The following is a 15946-nucleotide window of genomic DNA, read 5'->3' as shown; positions in this document are numbered from 1 at the left end:
GATACGACATTTTTTTGATAGGATACAAGCAGATAACAAAAGGATATGAGATCACATATGGATCAGACTCATCAACATCATTGCGATGTACTGGTTATTGGCAGCGGCGCTGCTGGACTATCATTAGCACTCCATCTTTCCTCTTCTGCCAATGTCACTGTATTGTGTAAAGGGCCTCTCAGTGAAGGCGCTACATATTACGCACAAGGCGGTATCGCGGCAGTCTTTGATGAAGCCGATAGTATTGACTCTCATGTCGAAGATACGCTAATTGCTGGCGCACATTTATGTGAGCAAGACGTAGTACGTTTTATTGCAGAAAACGCCAAAGAATGTGTTCAATGGCTCATTGATGGTGGTGTGCCTTTTGATCGTGAAGAATCCGATAACGATGAAAACCCACGTTTTCACTTAACCCGTGAAGGCGGTCATAGTCATCGTCGAATTTTGCATGCCGCTGATGCAACAGGTATGGCGATGCAAACCTCGCTACAAGAGCAAGCCCGTAATCACCCAAACATTACGATTTTAGAGCGCCACAACGCCCTTGATCTGATCACTGAGAAAAAACTAAACCCAGATGCAGATTCAAATCGTGTTTTAGGTGCTTATGTTTGGAACCGCGACAAAGAGATAGTAGAAACCCTATCCGCGAAATTCGTTATTCTCGCTACAGGCGGCGCATCAAAAGTCTACCAGTATACATCTAACCCAGATGTCTCTTCCGGTGATGGTATTGCCATGGCGTGGCGTGCTGGTTGTCGTGTGGCTAATCTTGAATTTAACCAATTTCATCCCACCTGCTTGTTCCACCCTGAAGCCCAAACCTTCTTATTAACCGAAGCACTTCGCGGTGAAGGCGCTTATTTACGTCGCCCTGATGGCACTCGTTTTATGCCTGACTTTGATGAGCGAGCCGAACTTGCACCGCGTGATATTGTTGCTCGTGCCATCGACTATGAAATGAAGCGTTTAGGTGCTGACTGCATGTACCTTGATATCAGCCATAAACCAGCAGATTTTGTCAAAAAGCATTTCCCTATGATTGATGAAAAGCTGCAAAGCTATGGGATTGATATCACCAAAGAGCCAATCCCTATTGTCCCTGCCGCCCACTATACCTGTGGTGGTGTGATGGTCGATAAAAAAGGTAAAACCGATATCGATGGTTTATACGCCATAGGTGAAGTCAGTTATACCGGCTTACATGGTGCTAACCGCATGGCCTCTAACTCACTATTAGAGTGTGTGGTTTATGCATGGTCTGCAGCGAAAGATATTCAAAGTAAGCTCAACAGTGTTGCCATTCCACCCGCCTTACCTACGTGGGATGAAAGCCAAGTTAGCAACTCTGATGAAGAGGTAGTTATCCAACATAACTGGCACGAATTGCGTCTCTTTATGTGGGATTACGTCGGTATTGTGCGCTCAACCAAACGTTTAGAGCGTGCTATGAACCGTATTGAATTACTCAAAAACGAAATCAACGAGTATTACAGTAACTTCCGCGTATCCAACAACTTATTGGAGTTACGAAACCTCGTATTAGTTGCCGAGTTAATCATTCGTTGTGCCATTGAGCGTAAAGAAAGCCGAGGTTTACATTACACCTTGGATTACCCCGAACTCGACAATAATGCGAAACCAACCGTATTAACGCCTGACAATCATTAATACTTCGCAATTCCAATCATGAAAAATCCCGACAGCGTGTCGGGATTTTTATTTCAATTAATAAGCTGATGAATGTCACTAAACGCGATAACCTGTTATTGCTTTATTTAACTCTTCAACTACTCTGCTAAGGTACTGAAACCAAAGTAAACGCAGAAATTGTACTAAGTCCCATTCGCTTCTTAACACGGAATAAAAAATCGGAATTCAGCTTACAATCGACTTTGGAGAATATTAACGAATGAAAAAAGCTAACGTGGTGAAAAGTGTAAATAAGTGAACATTTTTAAGGTTCGATAACTCGCATCAGTGCAACTGTCTCGCCACACTAACAACCACTGGTGATCTAAGCCTTGTACTCGTAAAACAATCAACCAACGGGTTAAGGGGCGCAGATAAACAATCTTGCCCTGTTGATGACGATAATACACATCACCTTGTGAGGAGATCCGAACTGAGCCTTGCAATTGATAAGCATAAGCTGCGCTTTGTAACCCTTCATCAAGCAGTAACTCACACAGTAATAAGGCGATAGGAAGCCAGAAAAGAGGCGTAATAATAAAAAGGAAAGTAGCCACACTCAGATAACCAAAACAGAGTGTAGCTAGATGTAATTTGGAGGGTGTTAAATAAAAATCAGCGTAGTTTACTGTTGTTGTGAGCAACAATCATATCCACCATATTTGCATACGCTTCATTGTCACTGCGACCATGCTGCATCATCCACGTAAACAGATCAGGATCGTCACACGTTAGCAGATCAATAAAGTCTTGCTGCTGCTGCTCTGATAAACCATCAAAGCGCTCTTCAAAAAACGGCATAATAATCACATCAAGCTCTAGCATTCCACGGCGACATGCCCATTTAACTCGTGCTTTATCTTCTGCGCTTAACATACTTAACCTCAATAACCATAACTACAGGCTGCTGTAGTTTTAAAACAAAGATAAACAGTTATTTATAGTAGCAGTGCCATCCCCCACCGACCATGAGCTTAAACAAGCAATCGTCAAAGATGAGACCTATGATCAGTAAATATTACTTTATCGAGAGTAGCCCACATCACCACAATCGTGCGATGGTTAATTATTTTATTCACTTGGTATACCATGTCGTAATAATGACAACATTCTGTGGACAGAGATATGAGTACTTGGTCAACTAACCTCACTTTTGCGCCGCTTGCGCTATCATCGCAAGATCCTCTTCCAGCCTTAGCATTAAGTAAGCTTGATGACTGGGGTATGGTCACTTTAATTGGCCCTGACAGTAAAGCGTATTTACAAGGTCAGTTAACCTGCGACGTTGTATCACTAGAAGCAGGCAAATCAACGCTGGCAGCCCATTGTGACGCTAAGGGTAAAATGCGCACTGTCATGCACCTTTTTCACATCGAAAATGGCTATGGCTACCTGCAACGTCAAAGCGTAATGGCAACCCAAATTCCTGAGTTGAAAAAGTACGCGGTCTTCTCTAAAACAGACATCACGCCATCTGATAACATCGTGTTAGGTTTAAGTGGTGAACAAGCGCAAGCTGCAATTGATGCATACTTCACTGAAGGTGACGATGTACGCCACAATGACATCGCAACAGCAGTCAAAGTGGATGCACAACGTTGGTTTATCATCGCATCGCCAGAGCACGCAGAAACCATCGCACAGCACTTTGCTGCTAACGCGACGCTTTCTGATTCAACACTTTGGGATCTCTACGATATTAACGCGGCCCTACCGCGTGTTGATAGCGCGACAGAGCTTGAATTCATCCCTCAAGCAATGAACCTACAAGCCGTCAATGGTATTAGCTTCAAAAAAGGTTGTTACACAGGCCAAGAGACTGTCGCTCGTGCTAAATACCGTGGAATTAATAAACGTGCAATGTACATCGTGACAGGTGAAGCGACACAATGCCCGCAAGCTGGTGATGCACTTGAACGTAGCGTCGGTGAAAACTGGCGCAAAGGCGGTAGCGTGATCGCAGGATTCCAATTTAATGACAATCAAGCAATGGCGCTGGTTGTATTACCAAATGATCTCGACGAAGACACGCAATTTCGTTTTGAAGCACAACCTGAAGCGATTTGGGAAAAACAATCACTGCCTTATGCTTTAGATGATGACGCATAATTCTATCGATACTGCGGTTACCCGTTTTTTAGATGAAGAAGGTGTTGATTATCGCCTGCTTCCTCATAGCAAACCGGCAAAAACCATTGAAGAAGCAGCGCAAGAGCGTGGAGTTGATCCCAAGCAAATGGTGAAATCTATTTTGCTTAAAGACATGGCAGGCTTTCATGTACTAGCTTGTGTTCCAGGGCCAAATGCAGTTGATCCGAAAAAGGTACGTGAATTATTTGGCTGTCGCCGTATGACCTGTGCCGATGCTGCTGATGTTGAAAAGATCACTGGATTAGTGATCGGCACCGTGGCGCCATTAGGGTTAAAACGCCCACTGCCTGTTATTTTCGATCATCAAATTGAGCAACATACTAAGGTCAACATTAGCAGTGGTGATCGTATGGCTGGGCTAGAGTTAGCTACCGACGATTTAGTGATCTTATGTGATCCTATGTTTGGTGATATCAGCCGAGACTGAGCCATATAAAAATATGCACTTTCAATAATAAAGCCCCTATCAAACAGGGGCTTTTGTTTATCTATTTGCAACTTATTGGCTTAACTCGCTTTATCAATTTTTTGCTCTTCAATCCAACTACCGTGACTGTGACGACGATGGAAGTGTGCTGGTAATTTAGCACTGCGTTGTGTCCAAGGTGACTCTTGGATCGCCTGTACCATATCTTCATATCCCGCTTCTCGACGAAGACGAATTGAACGACGAGAAAACTCTGCATCACTCAATGGAATATGTCCTTTCAACGGATTAAAGGTGATATGCACGATATCAATCTTCTTACCCGCTTTTAGCGAAGTGACATCCGGTACTTGCTCACTGTCGACCACTTCTGGTGACTTACCCATAATATGATCAAGATTACGTTTCGCTACTAATGCTTCTACATGCTCGCATGAGCGACTTGCATATTGGATCTCTTTTTCACGCCACAGCACTTCACTCATGGTTTGCGGTAACTCGCCTTTGGCATTCCAAAGATCGACCATGAAGATCAATAAATCTTCATCTTCTTCTGCCAGATCTAAAATACCATTAATTGGCGAATTCGATACACAACCACCATCCCAATAATAATCTTCACCAATTTTCGTTGCCGGGAAACCCGGAGGTAATGAACCACTTGCCACAGCGTGCGCAGCCTGTAGTGGTTGGCGTTGGCTATCAAAGAACACTAAATTACCATCAGTAACACATGTTGCGCCCACTGTTAAACGGGCTTTTTGCTGATTGATCAATGAAAAATCAGCCAATTCATTAAGGGTTGTAAATAGTGGACTTGTGTCATAGAAGCTGGTTGCAGCTTCCCCAGGCAGTGCTAACCAAGGGTTAATCAATCGAGGAGTGAAAAAGTCAGGTTGTCCGATCATTAGTGCTTGTGATGCACTAAACATATTGAACATCGGTGCCATTTCTAACGGTAGATCGACATCCGTTTCAGGTCTTGAAATGCGTTGCCAAAATTCGGTTAGCTTCTCTAAACGATCTTCTGGTTTATTACCTGCAAGGATAGCGCTATTCAGCGCACCAATAGAAATGCCTGCAAACCAATCTGGAATATACCCAGCTTCTTCTAATGCTTGATACGCACCGATATGATAAGCACCAAGTGCGCCGCCACCTTGTAGTACAAGGCAAACCTTTGGTTTTTTCTTTGTACGTGTTCTAGCCATCTTTATCCCTTTTATCAGATGAGTCCAATCACTACTCTACAGATTAAAAAACCATCGGCTTGCTAAAAAAACGGATAATAGATATAAAACAAAGCAGATTCACAAGCTGTAATTTATCAATTGCAAATAATTGCATATCAAATCGTTGTAACCAACACTCCTTGTGCTACAAGTGCACTGCTTTAAGGCTTTCTCTCATACCATTGGCAGCATTTTTATTTTAGGTATTCCTCACTATGGCTTCATCATCTTCACATAAAAAAGACATCAACTGGCGCGGTGTAGATCTCAACCTTATCATTGCCTTTTCTGCTTTAATGGAAACCCAAAGTGTAACGAAAGCTGCCAATAAGCTTGCTATTGGTCAATCGGCAATGAGCCATAATTTATCTCGCTTACGCCAATTGCTAAACGATCCTTTATTTGAGCGTCAAGGGCATCATATGCTCCCGACTCAAAAGGCATTAGAGCTCTCTGTTACCGTCGAGAATATCCTTAACCTTGTAACTAACGAGCTATTACAGCCAAGTAGTTTCGAGCCGAAATGCTTTAACGGCACCTTTAAGGTTGGCTTAACGGATTATGCAGAATTACTATTTGCACCAGCCATTTTCGATGCTGTTCATGACCTTGCACCTAACAGCCATCTCAGCTTTTTTAATGTTGATCGCCATAACTATCAAACCGTCTTTAGTGAGCAACAATTAGATGTCGTGATTGGCTCTATGACCAATATGGGAAAAGAGATCAGCAGCGAATATCTGTACACCGAAGATCATGTTTGTTTATTTGATAGCAAAGCCACAGGGCTTCAAGCACCAATAACATTAGCGCAATATAGCCAGCATCCGCATGCTTTAGTCTCACCGGATGGACAGTTGATCACTCAGGTAGATAACCAACTCAAACATCATGCGCTGGAACGCCAAGTGGCGGTAGGATCACGTAACTTTCTGACCATACGTCACTTGTTAAAAGGTAGAGACTTACTCTGTGTGGTATCTCGACTAATGGCACAATTAGATTTGTTTCACGATGATTTGACTCAATGCCCAGCACCTGTCGACATTGCTGATTTTGATATTCGCTTGCTATGGCTGCACCGCAATGCGACTCACCCACGTAATGAATGGTTACGTCAACTGGTAGCAAAAACGGTGATAGAGCAAGTTAAGCAGCTAAAACAAAAGTAAGTAGCAATAAACAAGCAGAGTATGACAACACTCTGCTGATTGAGTTATTTATGTCCGGCGCTTGGTTCTTGAATTTGGTATAGCTTGTGTTCATCACACGGCTCGTCGCAGTTACATTCTTTATCTACCCCGACATTAGCTAAACCACCACAGCTACCACTGATAGTCCGTTGTTTTAAAAACCAGCCAATCGCCATTGCTAGGATCACAATAAAGAAGATCCCTAGTGTTAATAAAAATGTGGTCATAGTTTAAAGCCACCAATTTTCGCTAAACTACTCATTGGGGCGAGTGATGACATACCTACTTTAGCAACAGGTGCTTTTTTCTTACTGCCACACCCGCAACCACAAGCGCCTTTTTCACGCTTACAATCACGACCTTGCTCCGCAGACGTTAACGCTTCTTTATTTACAGAGCCATTAAGAACATCACTCAATGCAGTACGAGGAGCAACGCGGCTCACATTAAAGCCAGCATTTAATAATCGAGCCAGTGAACGTTGACCAATGTTGCCTAATACAATTTCAGATACACCATATTCAGCCAGCTGACGTTGGATCACTTTCTTATGTTTACATCCAAGCTCACGACTACCCGCATTCTCAATTTTCGTCACGAACAGCCCATACTGATCATAAACAGCGAAAGCCGCGGCTTTACCAAAGTGTCCTGCAACTTGATCACGTGGCGTTAATGCAATTGCCATTGACATAACTATTCCTCACTAACTGAAACAAGCAATCACCATTAAATGATTACCCGATATATAACGGAGATAAAATGGAAAATTCACGAACGATGATGATAGCCATCGAGCTCTAGAGCCCATCCTTGAACTAAGGCTTGCGCCACTTTATTACGTCCAGATGCCACTATATTACCTAAGGTTTGACGAGAAACCCCAAGCTGCTTTGCCGCTTCTATTTGCTGCATACCAAGCATATCAACTAGGCGTAATGCTTCTAACTCATCACTTTCTAATACCAATGAAGGCAGTTGTTTCATCGGTACCCCATTAGGTTTAAAGCAACTGTACGCAGGTCGACACCCGATCTGGCGTTCAATTTTTGGCCTCGCCATGATTCACCTTTCTCTCTTTCATCTGCACTTATTATTGGCATATGCCAAAAACAACGCTTTGATCTAGATTCGGATAATAGTGATTTAATGATCAAAACCTGAACAGCATAAAATTTATAAAACATCAAAATAAAACACTAATTAACCTTCNTGTAAATATGGTCATTTATTTTATGTGAAAAGAGAAAAAAGAATAAAATCAGAATAATTATCTAACCTTTACGTTCATTGTTAATTAATAAATTAGATAGTTACATTTAAGAAACAGAACCTGCTAATTATGTCACAGAAGTGTCATACACAAACTGTTATACTTGCCGCCGTCAATAACCAGGAAGGTTGGAGTTAGCAGTATTATGCGGATGTTCAAACGCTACTTACCAAAATTAATCGCCAAGCATATCAGTCGCTTATTTAGCGGTCGCCTCTATATTGACGGACGTGGTGGATACCATTTTGAAAATGGTTTACTACTCGTACCGGTTAAAGCAGAGAAGCGTCATTACGATACTGTGAATGAGGTGAATTTAGAGGTGAAGCGTTTACGCGAGTCCTACGAAGCTTAATCGCCCTTGTTACCGTTAAAGCCCATTATTCGATGGGCTTTTTTGATCGTTCTATTCTTCATCTTCCACAATAATTGTCAGATAGTCATCAGCCATCAATAAATCATTAAGCTCATTATCATCATTAACTCTTAGCTGAAATAACCATCCATCACCATAAGGGTCGCTATTTACCAACTCAGGTGATGATTCCAAATCTTCATTAACCGCAATCACTATCCCAGATAGCGGCGCATAAATATCTGAAGTGGCTTTGACTGATTCTGCCACCGCACACTCTTCCCCAACATCCGTTGCAGAATCTATATCGGGCAGATCAATATAGACCATGTCACCTAATAAAGACTGAGCATGATCGCTAATACCAACGGTGTAGATACCATTACCTTCCGAGCGAATCCATTCGTGGCTATGGGTATATTGTAATTCAGAGGGAACGTAACTCATTTTCATATCCTTATCAAAGCAGCCATGACAATGACTTTCACTATCTGTTAATCCAACACAAACGATCGCAACAACGTCTTTCTACTTCTGATATTTAATGTAGGTGAAAAAATTCATTTTGTTAGTCGAGAAAAACAAAAAAAGTCATCCGAAGATGACTTTTTAATCATGAGTAATGGGCAGTTTACGATGAATGTCGAGCCAGCTCTGGCAATTCACCACTTAAGCCTAATGCTTTACGCATAAATTCATCTTTTACCCCTGGCGCTTTATCTGCCACCAGCATGCCAATATCACGCAGCAATTTTTTCGCTGGGTTAGAGCCGGAGAACAGCTCTTTAAAACCTTGCATCGCAGTGATCATTTTCGCGGCTTCTGTTTTACGCCAACGCTCGTATTGACGTAAGTTTGCTTGCTTACCTATGTCTTTATCCGCCAGCCATAATGCTTTTAGCTCTTGCGCTAACGCCGCAGCATCGAGCAAACCAAGGTTAACCCCCTGTCCTGCTAAGGGATGTATTGTATGAGCAGCATCACCGACTAAAGCGACACGTTCACGAACAAAATCACGGGCATAACGCATCTTTAATGGGAACGCTTGGCGATCGCCTTCAACACGGCATAAACCCAACTGGTTATCAAAGGCCGTTGTTAAATGCTGATCAAACGCTTCATTCGACATTGCGCACAATTGCTCAGCATCTTCTGGCGGTACTGACCACACAATCGAGCACAAATCAGGCTCAGACAATGGCAAGAAAGCCAGTGGGCCTTGTGGACGGAAGATTTGGCGCGCGGTTTGCTCATGAGCTTCTTTGCAACGAATATTCGCCACAATCGCACTATGACCATAATCCCAGTGCGTTAATGGAATATCTAATTGCTGACGTACCCAAGAATTAGCGCCATCAGCACCTACCACTAACTTTGCTGTTAGATGTTTACCTGACGCTAAAGTTAGCCATGCTTCTGACTCACCAAAGGCAATATTTTCACAACGCTCTGGTGCTAATAACGTGACATTACTTTGCTGCTTAATGCGATCTAATAAAGCTAATTGAATAACACGGTTTTCAACAATATGGCCGAGATCAGGTTGCGATAAACGCTCTGCATCAAAGTCGATTTTGGCAAAGCTGTCTTGCTCCCACACCGTCATTTTTGAATAGGGGCTAATACGACGACTAGCAATACCTTCCCATACCCCAAGGCGACGGAAAATACGTTCACTAGCACGACTTAAGGCTGATACACGTAAATCAGGCAAGGGTTGCAATTCAGGATCAGGTAAATGACCTTCAATCACGGCAATGCGTAATTCTGTATCAGCTAATGCAGCAGCTAACGTTAACCCCACCATGCCACCACCAATAATGGCGATATCAACACTTTGCATCATAACTATCGTTCTACCTGTCCCATAGCACGACGCAATAGCGGTGCTTTTAATGTTTTTGAAAGACTCATGGCTGCTAAACCGACATTGCGTCCTGCAGTAAACAAGAAATTATCATTCGCAAAAATACTTACTAACCCCGCTGTCATCATGATCGTATTTTGACGATCAAGGGTGCGACGTTCACGATAGCGACCCAACACTTCAGGCAAACCAATATCTTTACCTTGCAAAGCGCCTGCAACAATTTCTTCTGCTAGCGTCATCACATCACGAATACCGAGGTTAAAACCTTGTCCGGCAATCGGATGTAACGTTTGAGCAGCATTACCAACAACAGCCACACGGTGTGACACTAATGCATTTGACTGGCGTAATAACAATGGATAACACGCCCTTTGACCTGCTTGTGTTAACTCACCTAAACGCCAACCAAACGCTTGCTGTAACTTGGCAAGAAACTCGGTATCAGACAGCGCCATGATCGCTTGTTGTTGCTCTGGCGGTACACACCAAACCAGTGAACTACGCCCTTGTGACATAGGTAATAACGCCACGGGACCATGCTCAGTGAAACGTTCAAAAGCTTGGTTTTGATGAGGCTCAGCAGTCGTGATATTGGCAATAATGGCCGTTTGCTCAAAATCATATTCAGAGCGACCAATATTGACCAATTGGCAGCAGTGAGAAATAGCACCATCAGCGGCAACCAATAACGAGGTTGACAGTGATTCACCATTATCAAGTGTGATCGTGGCCTTTTCTTGGCTACGCTCAACTTGCTGAACGCTAGCTGGGCAATACATCTCTATGTTATCAATTTGCTGGATCTTTTTATGGAAGATCTCTCCCGCATCAGCCAGTTCAATCACATAGCCTAAAGCATCGACAGCTTGCTCTTGTGCCGAAATACGCACCATCCCAGCATGTCCACGATCAGAGACATGAATATCTTCAATCGACGTCGATACTTGTTTCAATGCTGACCACATACCAATGTTATCAAGCAAACGTGTGGTGCCATAAGACAGGGCAATACTTCTCGAATCGTAACCTGGATGAGTACCAAATTCCGGCATTACCGCTTCTACGACCGCAATGCGTAATGACTGACGGCTTAACACATCTAACGCAATAGCAAGGCTCGCTCCCGCCATTGCACCACCGGCAATAACAACATCATAGTGCTTCACTTTTGATCCCTTCACTCAACAACGCTTAGTGCAGCGTTGGCTTCTCTTCTGGCGCTTCATCAGTAGGACGCTGACCTAACTCAGAGTGGCAACTCAATACACACATACGAACATGTTCAACCACTTGTTCAAATAGTGCGGCTTGCTCTTCCATATCGTCATCTTCATCAATGCCCAATTGTGCAATATCTTGAAGATCTGCCAATGCTTCTGTTACCGCTTCTGATAATTGGTTCTTTTGCAGATCCATTAAACCAAGACCTGAAATAAAACTGTTTACCCACTCAGTTAATGCTTCAGCACGTACTGTTAGCGATTCATCATCATCTGGCATTAATAGCGAAAACTCAAAACCACCACCAAAAAGTTCATTCGCCGTGGTTGAAAATAGAGTACGCACCATCATTTTTGCGCCATCCGTTAATGGCTCACCTTCATTGGCATAGTCACAAACAGGACCAACCCAGCTGTCATCATCAACCGATAAGCCACCGCAAATCATGCCGCTTAATAAACCATGTAATTCAGCAGGTGCGGACGCTAAGCCCTGCTCTTTTAATGCTGATTCCACCGCTTGGTAAGTTGGTAGGGTTATTTCACTCATGGTTTATTTACCTATATATTCATTCAAACAATAAACACGGATGCTATTGTTACTTTCACATTGTGATTTCCACTGCAACGGATGTAAAAAATCAAGTGAACATCAATAATTACATTTTTACTCAAATTCTTAAGCAGAAATAACAATGGGTCAGTAACCGCCTGTGTTATGCTAACACTTAAGCTCTGTTCGGCAAATGATAACACCGAGCATAACGTTCAATAGTTAACCAACAACCAATTTGGTGTGATTAATATCTGTTTACTTAGAACCTATTGAGCACAAAGTGAAGTATAGCCGCTTGCATGTTGTAACCTGTTTTCCTATGATTTGGCGATAAGCAAAGGCGGAATGAATACCCATTAAAGGCATGGAGCAAACCGAAGATTTATGAGTACTCAGGCTGTAGAAATTCAAGTGTTTGGCAGACATTTAAAAGTTAACTGCCCAACTGGTCAAGAAGATGCGCTTCGTGCTGCCGCAGCTGATTTCGACCAACGCTTGAAAGATATGTCAGAGCGCACTAAAGTATCCAATGTAGAGCAACTGTTAATCTTTACAGGGCTAAACATCTGCAACGAGTTACATGCAGAGCGACTAGAACATAACGGAAACGCTGGAGATTTATCCATTAAGATCAATGCACTAGAAGAAAAACTAGATAAAGCATTGCAAAATTATCCAAAGCGTTGATAATGAATTTACCCTGGGGTGTGCGTCAGTGAATGAACGTCCCCGAGCCGATAAGCAAATACCCAGGATCTGCTTTTATTAGCTACTGAGCATGCTCAGCCCGACTGAGAAGCCTACGGTTAATGTTGCCGATCCACCTTGAACGTCTGGTTCAAGGGCCAACATTTACAACGGCACCTTGGGGCACCTCCTCCTTATATCTCTTTCATTCTGAATATCATCCTCTTACAATCAAGCTAAATCCCTATACTCAAGGATTGAGCCATGACTGTAGCATTATCACCACGACAAGCGATTCGCCAACACATCCGCGAGCGTCGGCAACAACTCACCACAGAACAACAACAACAAGCCAGCCAGCAATTACTACAACAAGTGCAGCAATGCAGTAAAATCACCCAAGTACAACATATCGCGTTATACCTAACCAATGATGGTGAAATTAGCACTCAGCCAATCATCGACTGGTTATGGCACATGGGTAAATCTGTTTACCTACCTGTATTGCATCCTTTTAGTAAAGGGCACTTACTGTTTCTTCACTACACACCCAATACCCGAATGGGTAAAAATCGCTATCAAATATCAGAACCGATACTTGATGTTCGCGCTGTGAAACCCGTTCGAGAGCTCGATGTTATTTGTACACCATTAGTCGCTTTTGATCGGACAGGTCAACGATTAGGTATGGGCGGTGGTTATTACGATCGTACCCTTAGCCAATGGCACCATCATCAGCAAGGTCCTTACCCTCTTGGTTTAGCCCATGATTGCCAATTGATCGAGCAACTTCCCAGTGAGCATTGGGACGTGCCACTACCTCAAATTATTACCCCATCAACCACTTATCATTGGTGATCTCATCGGAAATAACGTAAAAGACGAACAATTAAGCAAACGTTTACTTACGTTTAAGAAAAAACAAACAACCTAACTAACTGTTATTAATAACCTTCTGTTTTTATTTCTTATTTTGCATTAGGTTTACTCATGTTCGCACTGACGAACTATTTCCAATTCGTTATAATTATCGCCAACGCTTAATGGGCGTAGTAGTCATAATGAGGAGAATGACATGACACAAGATGAAATGAAAAAAGCAGCCGGTTGGGCAGCGCTAGAGTACGTAAAAAAAGGAACCATTGTTGGTGTGGGTACTGGCTCTACGGTTAATCACTTCATCGATGCATTAGAGACTCGTAAAGAAGAGATCAAAGGAGCGGTTTCAAGCTCTATCGCTTCTACTGAGCGCCTTGAGCAACTTGGCATTAAAGTCTTCGATGCTAACGAAGTGTCTTCTCTTGATATCTATGTTGATGGTGCTGATGAAATCAACGCAGATTACGACATGATCAAAGGTGGCGGTGCAGCATTAACTCGTGAAAAGATTGTCGCTGCTATTGCAAAAACGTTCGTTTGTATTGTTGATGATACCAAGCAAGTCGATGTTCTTGGTCAGTTCCCACTACCTGTGGAAGTGATCCCTATGGCACGTTCATATATTGGTCGAGAGCTAGTTAAATTAGGTGGTGATCCGGTTTACCGTCAAGGTGTTGTCACCGATAACGGCAATATCATCCTTGATGTTTACAACATGCAAATCACTAACCCGAAAGAGATGGAAGATAAGATCAACGCACTACCAGGTGTAGTTACCGTTGGTCTATTTGCTCACCGTGGTGCAGATGTACTGCTTGTTGGTGCACCTGATGGCGTGAAAAAATTCGAGAAATAATGTAAGTCTGTAGCGACTTAATGGGATGATAAAACGCTATTAATCTCGTTATAAATGTTATTTCCTTTCAAAACGGCATAGCTTAGTGGTTCTCATTCTAGCTTATGCCGTTTTTTATTATCTTTTTTGTAATATTCTTACCCATAGTGGCTATTTTTTGATACTTTATTAATCAGCTTTTAGCAAACGTTTAACCATACCGCTACGGTTACTGTAATAAAGATATCTCACTCCCTGACATTTCTTTCATTTACATTCAGTTAGCAGCGTTTTTAAGGATGAGAACCATGGCCAAAGTTTCACTGAATAAAGATAAGATCAAAATTCTATTGTTAGAAGGTCTTCACCCTTCATCAGTAGAAGTACTAGAACAAGCAGGTTACACCAATATTGAATACCACAAGGGCTCGCTCGCTGGCGAAGAGCTACTTGAAGCAGTGAAAGACGCACACTTTATTGGTATTCGCTCACGTACTCAATTAACACCTGAAGTATTTGCAGCTGCGAAAAAACTGACTGCGGTAGGTTGTTTCTGTATTGGTACCAACCAAGTTGATCTTGAAGAAGCCATGCGTCGCGGTATCCCCGTTTTTAACGCACCATTTTCAAATACGCGTAGTGTGGCTGAATTGGTTCTTGGTGAACTGCTACTACTGCTTCGTGGTATTCCAGAAAAGAACGCCAAAGCGCACCGCGGTGAATGGTTTAAATCAGCAGATAACTCGTTTGAAGCTCGCGGTAAAACACTGGGTATTATTGGCTATGGCCACATTGGTACTCAGCTAGGTATTTTGGCTGAAAACCTCGGTATGCGCGTTTGTTTCTACGATATCGAAAATAAACTCACCCTCGGTAATGCCACTCAAGTTGCTTCATTGAGTGAGCTATTAAATAAATCAGATGTGGTTTCTCTTCACGTACCTGAAACACCAGATACCCAAAACATGATGGGCGCAGAAGAATTTGCACGCATGAAACCTGGTGCTATTTTCATTAATGCAGCTCGTGGCACAGTGGTAGATATTGATGCGCTATGTAGTGCACTTGAAAGCAAGCACATTGCAGGTGCTGCGATTGATGTATTCCCTGTAGAGCCAAAGACCAATAACGACCCATTCGAGTCACCATTATTGCGTTTCGACAATGTACTGCTCACACCACACATCGGTGGTTCAACCCAAGAAGCTCAAGAAAATATCGGTGTTGAAGTTGCTGGTAAGCTGGTGAAATACTCAGATAACGGGTCAACCTTATCAGCAGTGGGTTTCCCTGAAGTATCTCTGCCTGAGCACCGTGGTTGTTCTCGTCTACTCCATATTCACGAAAACCGCCCAGGGATCTTAAATCAAATCACCACTATCTTTGCATCTGAAGGCATTAACATTGCCGCTCAGTTCCTACAAACAGGGGCTGAAATTGGTTATGTGGTGATTGATGTCGAAACAGAACGATCTCAAGAAGCATTAGCGAAACTGAAATCGATCGAAGGCACGATTCGTGCGCGTATTCTTCACTAATTACAGTGCGAATAAATAGTCAAAAGGAGAGCATC

The 15946-nt window shown here is 42.8% G+C and carries 19 protein-coding genes and 1 other RNA gene; 10 read left to right on the top strand and 10 right to left on the bottom strand.

The window, feature by feature from the left end:
• Nucleotides 1–57 precede the first annotated feature (57 nt).
• Complete coding sequence (nadB, locus tag E5A76_RS00620; RefSeq protein ID WP_161117803.1) at nucleotides 58–1674, top strand: L-aspartate oxidase; 1617 nt, start codon at nucleotides 58–60, stop codon at nucleotides 1672–1674.
• Nucleotides 1675–1925: 251 nt separating this feature from the next.
• On the opposite strand, the gene E5A76_RS00615 is transcribed toward nadB, so the two are convergent.
• Together E5A76_RS00615 and E5A76_RS00610 are read right to left on the bottom strand one after the other, a co-directional pair.
• A complete protein-coding gene (locus E5A76_RS00615) occupies nucleotides 1926–2339 on the bottom strand; it encodes a protein YgfX (protein WP_161117813.1) in 414 nt (137 codons plus the stop codon).
• Nucleotides 2311–2571 carry an FAD assembly factor SdhE gene (locus E5A76_RS00610; protein WP_023933531.1) on the bottom strand — a complete coding sequence of 87 codons (261 nt, stop codon included), beginning with the start codon at nucleotides 2569–2571 and terminating at the stop codon, nucleotides 2311–2313. The genes E5A76_RS00615 and E5A76_RS00610 overlap by 29 nt, the downstream gene beginning before the upstream one ends.
• Before the next feature lie 249 nt (nucleotides 2572–2820).
• Between E5A76_RS00610 and ygfZ the strand changes: the two genes are divergently transcribed.
• Together ygfZ and E5A76_RS00600 are read left to right on the top strand one after the other, a co-directional pair.
• A complete protein-coding gene (gene ygfZ / locus E5A76_RS00605; protein WP_161117802.1) occupies nucleotides 2821–3804 on the top strand; it encodes a tRNA-modifying protein YgfZ in 984 nt (327 codons plus the stop codon).
• Nucleotides 3794–4273 (top strand): aminoacyl-tRNA deacylase, encoded by a 480-nt coding sequence (locus E5A76_RS00600; RefSeq protein ID WP_181319901.1) that lies wholly within the window; start codon nucleotides 3794–3796, stop codon nucleotides 4271–4273. The genes ygfZ and E5A76_RS00600 overlap by 11 nt, the downstream gene beginning before the upstream one ends.
• An 80-nt stretch (nucleotides 4274–4353) precedes the next feature.
• Here E5A76_RS00600 and E5A76_RS00595 read toward each other — a convergent pair whose 3' ends face one another.
• Nucleotides 4354–5484 carry a patatin-like phospholipase family protein gene (locus tag E5A76_RS00595; protein WP_107167258.1) on the bottom strand — a complete coding sequence of 377 codons (1131 nt, stop codon included), beginning with the start codon at nucleotides 5482–5484 and terminating at the stop codon, nucleotides 4354–4356.
• 236 nt (nucleotides 5485–5720) lie between these two features.
• Between E5A76_RS00595 and E5A76_RS00590 the strand changes: the two genes are divergently transcribed.
• Nucleotides 5721–6677: a LysR family transcriptional regulator gene (locus E5A76_RS00590; RefSeq protein WP_161117801.1), complete on the top strand. Its 957-nt coding sequence runs from the start codon at nucleotides 5721–5723 to the stop codon at nucleotides 6675–6677.
• Between the two features lie 44 nt (nucleotides 6678–6721).
• On the opposite strand, the gene nqrM is transcribed toward E5A76_RS00590, so the two are convergent.
• From nqrM to E5A76_RS00575, 3 genes are all read right to left on the bottom strand, one after another.
• Nucleotides 6722–6925 carry a (Na+)-NQR maturation NqrM gene (gene nqrM / locus E5A76_RS00585; protein ID WP_008987989.1) on the bottom strand — a complete coding sequence of 68 codons (204 nt, stop codon included), beginning with the start codon at nucleotides 6923–6925 and terminating at the stop codon, nucleotides 6722–6724.
• Nucleotides 6922–7392 (bottom strand): NifB/NifX family molybdenum-iron cluster-binding protein, encoded by a 471-nt coding sequence (locus E5A76_RS00580; RefSeq protein WP_161117800.1) that lies wholly within the window; start codon nucleotides 7390–7392, stop codon nucleotides 6922–6924. Before E5A76_RS00580 ends, nqrM begins: the two co-directional genes overlap by 4 nt.
• 77 nt (nucleotides 7393–7469) lie before the next feature.
• Nucleotides 7470–7760 (bottom strand): DUF134 domain-containing protein, encoded by a 291-nt coding sequence (locus E5A76_RS00575; protein WP_045069258.1) that lies wholly within the window; start codon nucleotides 7758–7760, stop codon nucleotides 7470–7472.
• 356 nt (nucleotides 7761–8116) lie between these two features.
• On the opposite strand from E5A76_RS00575, the gene E5A76_RS00570 reads away from it, so the two are divergent.
• Nucleotides 8117–8326 (top strand): DUF1107 domain-containing protein, encoded by a 210-nt coding sequence (locus E5A76_RS00570; RefSeq protein WP_053987296.1) that lies wholly within the window; start codon nucleotides 8117–8119, stop codon nucleotides 8324–8326.
• 51 nt (nucleotides 8327–8377) lie between these two features.
• On the opposite strand, the gene gcvH is transcribed toward E5A76_RS00570, so the two are convergent.
• From gcvH to E5A76_RS00550, 4 genes are all read right to left on the bottom strand, one after another.
• A complete protein-coding gene (gene gcvH, locus E5A76_RS00565; RefSeq protein WP_053987295.1) occupies nucleotides 8378–8773 on the bottom strand; it encodes a glycine cleavage system protein GcvH in 396 nt (131 codons plus the stop codon).
• A gap of 184 nt (nucleotides 8774–8957) precedes the next feature.
• Nucleotides 8958–10172: an FAD-dependent 2-octaprenylphenol hydroxylase gene (locus E5A76_RS00560; protein ID WP_187695515.1), complete on the bottom strand. Its 1215-nt coding sequence runs from the start codon at nucleotides 10170–10172 to the stop codon at nucleotides 8958–8960.
• Nucleotides 10173–10174: 2 nt separating this feature from the next.
• Nucleotides 10175–11362: a 2-octaprenyl-6-methoxyphenyl hydroxylase gene (gene ubiH / locus E5A76_RS00555; RefSeq protein WP_161117799.1), complete on the bottom strand. Its 1188-nt coding sequence runs from the start codon at nucleotides 11360–11362 to the stop codon at nucleotides 10175–10177.
• A gap of 25 nt (nucleotides 11363–11387) precedes the next feature.
• Complete coding sequence (locus E5A76_RS00550; RefSeq protein ID WP_161117798.1) at nucleotides 11388–11966, bottom strand: YecA/YgfB family protein; 579 nt, start codon at nucleotides 11964–11966, stop codon at nucleotides 11388–11390.
• A gap of 390 nt (nucleotides 11967–12356) precedes the next feature.
• Between E5A76_RS00550 and zapA the strand changes: the two genes are divergently transcribed.
• From zapA to serA, 5 genes are all read left to right on the top strand, one after another.
• The gene (zapA, locus tag E5A76_RS00545) at nucleotides 12357–12659 is read left to right on the top strand and encodes a cell division protein ZapA (protein WP_161117797.1); all 303 of its coding nucleotides are present in this window, start codon (nucleotides 12357–12359) and stop codon (nucleotides 12657–12659) included.
• A gap of 7 nt (nucleotides 12660–12666) precedes the next feature.
• A non-coding RNA gene (gene ssrS / locus E5A76_RS00540) (6S RNA) lies at nucleotides 12667–12848 on the top strand.
• 75 nt (nucleotides 12849–12923) lie between these two features.
• The gene (locus E5A76_RS00535; protein WP_161117796.1) at nucleotides 12924–13517 is read left to right on the top strand and encodes a 5-formyltetrahydrofolate cyclo-ligase; all 594 of its coding nucleotides are present in this window, start codon (nucleotides 12924–12926) and stop codon (nucleotides 13515–13517) included.
• 217 nt (nucleotides 13518–13734) lie between these two features.
• Entirely contained in the window at nucleotides 13735–14394 is a 660-nt protein-coding gene (rpiA, locus tag E5A76_RS00530) for a ribose-5-phosphate isomerase RpiA (RefSeq protein ID WP_023933552.1), read from the top strand.
• Nucleotides 14395–14681: 287 nt separating this feature from the next.
• Nucleotides 14682–15911, top strand: coding sequence for a phosphoglycerate dehydrogenase (gene serA, locus E5A76_RS00525; RefSeq protein ID WP_161117795.1), 1230 nt, complete (start codon nucleotides 14682–14684; stop codon nucleotides 15909–15911).
• The last annotated feature ends 35 nt before the right edge of the window (nucleotides 15912–15946 follow it).

Source organism: Photobacterium lucens (assembly GCF_009873615.1).
Classification (GTDB): domain Bacteria; phylum Pseudomonadota; class Gammaproteobacteria; order Enterobacterales; family Vibrionaceae; genus Photobacterium; species Photobacterium lucens.
The sequence above is the reverse complement of the archived record's forward strand: the minus strand, read 5'-3'. Positions and strand labels throughout refer to the sequence as shown.